The sequence below is a fragment of the Pseudochelatococcus sp. B33 genome, from assembly GCF_053570585.1.
In genome coordinates this window covers 1-2,034 of the sequence record NZ_JBSEFH010000068.1, presented here as the reverse complement: position 1 = coordinate 2,034, position 2,034 = coordinate 1, and the positions used below count along the sequence as shown (strand labels likewise).

Sequence of the window (2,034 nt, the reverse complement as noted above, 5' to 3'; positions counted from 1 at the left end):
CTTCGGGTGACGACCGCCGCGGATGGCCGGCAGATGCGCGGCTTCCTCGAAGCCAATGCGGTCGACCTGATCGTTCTCGACGTGATGATGCCGGGCGACGACGGGCTCGTTCTGTGCCGCGAGTTGCGCGCCGGCAGGCACAGGGCGACGCCCGTCCTGATGCTGACTGCCCGCAGCGACGAGATGGACCGCATCATCGGGCTCGAAATGGGCGCCGACGATTATCTGCCGAAACCGTTTGCCGCGCGCGAGCTTCTGGCCCGCATCAAGGCCGTTCTGAGGCGAACGCGGATGCTGCCGCCCAATCTGCAGATCAGCGAGGCGGGGCAATTGCTGACCTTCGGCGACTGGCGGCTCGATACGGTCGCCCGCCACCTCCTCGACAGGGAGGGCACGGAAATCGCCCTGAGCGGCGCGGAGTATCGGCTGCTGCGCGTCTTCATCGACCATCCCCAGCGCGTCCTCAACCGCGATCAGCTCCTCAACCTCACCCAGGGCCGCGACGCGGAGCTTTTCGACCGGTCGATCGATCTGCTCGTGAGCCGCCTGCGCCAGCGGCTCGGAGACGACGCGCGCGAACCGACCTATATCAAGACGGTGCGCAGCGAAGGCTACGTCTTCGCCGTCCCGGTCGAGATCTCGGAGCCGCGCCGATGATGCCGGCGACGATTCGGGGGCGTATTCGATCATGGCCGCGCACCCTGCGCTCGCGGATATTCCTCATCCTGCTGGCGGGATTGGGGATTGCTTACGGGCTGTCCTTCAGCGTGCTTTACCTGGAGCGCTCCATGGCCGCGAAAGCCATGATGCTCGGCACGCTGGAGAACGATGTCGCGACGTCGATCGTCGTTCTCGACCGGTTTCCGGCCGCAGACAGGGCGGGCTTGCTCGATTGGCTGAGCCGCGGCAGCTACCGTTTCATCCTCGGGCCGGGCCTCGCCGGCGTGCCGGATACGTCGGCCCACGGGGTGGAGATTGCCGCGCGGATAGAGGAGGCGGTCGGGCACCGCTTCCCGATCCGCCTCGAAGCCATACCCGGCGACGTTGAAAGGCTGCAGGCGCATCTGACGCTCAGCGACGGCAGCCCCCTGACGATCGACATCACCCCGCGGGGGGCGATGCCGATCGCGGGCTGGCTCCCCTACGTCTTCGTCGTCCAGATGCTGCTTTTGATATTGGTTACGTGGTTTGCCGTGCATCAGGCGATCCGCCCGCTCGGCGATCTCGCCGCGGCCGCGGATGCGCTCGCCCCGGAGAGGAAGGGGCCTGCGCTCAGCGAAGCCGGCCCGAGCGAGGTCGCCCACGCGGCGCGGGCCTTCAATGCGATGCGCGAGCGCATATCGCATTATCTGGAGGAGCGCGTCCAGATTCTGGCGGCAATTTCGCACGATCTCCAGACGCCGATCACGCGCATGCGTCTGCGCGCCGAGATGGCGGACGATACGCCGGAGAAGGCCAAGCTCCTGCAGGATCTCGGCGAGATCGAGCGGCTCGTTCAGGACGGCATCGCCTATGCGCGCAGCTCCCACGGCAGCGGCGAGATGACCTCCCGCATCGATCTCGCGTCGTTCATCGACAGCATCGCCTATGACTATCAGGACACGGGAAAGCCGGTCACGGTCGTCGGCGCGGTAACGGGAACGGCCGTCACCCGGCCCCATGCGCTGCGGCGGATCCTGTCGAACTTCATCGACAACGCCCTGAAGTTCGCCGGCTCGGCCGAGATCGGCGTCGAGCGGCGAGGGGAGGGGGACCGAGAGGGGAGCATTGTCATCACGGTGATGGATCGCGGGCCGGGCATTCCGGACGATAGGCTGGAAGCCGCGATGCAGCCCTTCTTCCGTCTGGAGCAATCCCGCAATCGCGAGACCGGCGGCACCGGGCTCGGGCTTGCCATCGCCCAGCAGCTCGCCGCAGCTATCGGCGGCTCGGTGCGGCTCTATAATCGCGCCGGCGGCGGATTGGCGGCGGAAATCGCCATCCGCTGAATACGGGCGGTTCCGAGGGGCCGGCCCCTTGTACGGCAAGGTATCC

At 67.1% G+C, this 2,034-nt stretch carries 2 protein-coding genes; both read left to right on the top strand.

Annotation, left to right across the window (positions count from 1 at the left end):
- On the top strand, positions 1-657 hold a 657-nt coding region (locus ACUSIJ_RS29530; RefSeq protein ID WP_449311985.1), incomplete at its 5' end, for a response regulator.
- Positions 657-1,988 carry an ATP-binding protein gene (locus ACUSIJ_RS29525; protein WP_449311986.1) on the top strand — a complete coding sequence of 444 codons (1,332 nt, stop codon included), beginning with the start codon at positions 657-659 and terminating at the stop codon, positions 1,986-1,988. The genes ACUSIJ_RS29530 and ACUSIJ_RS29525, both read left to right, overlap by 1 nt.
- Positions 1,989-2,034: the final 46 nt, after the last annotated feature.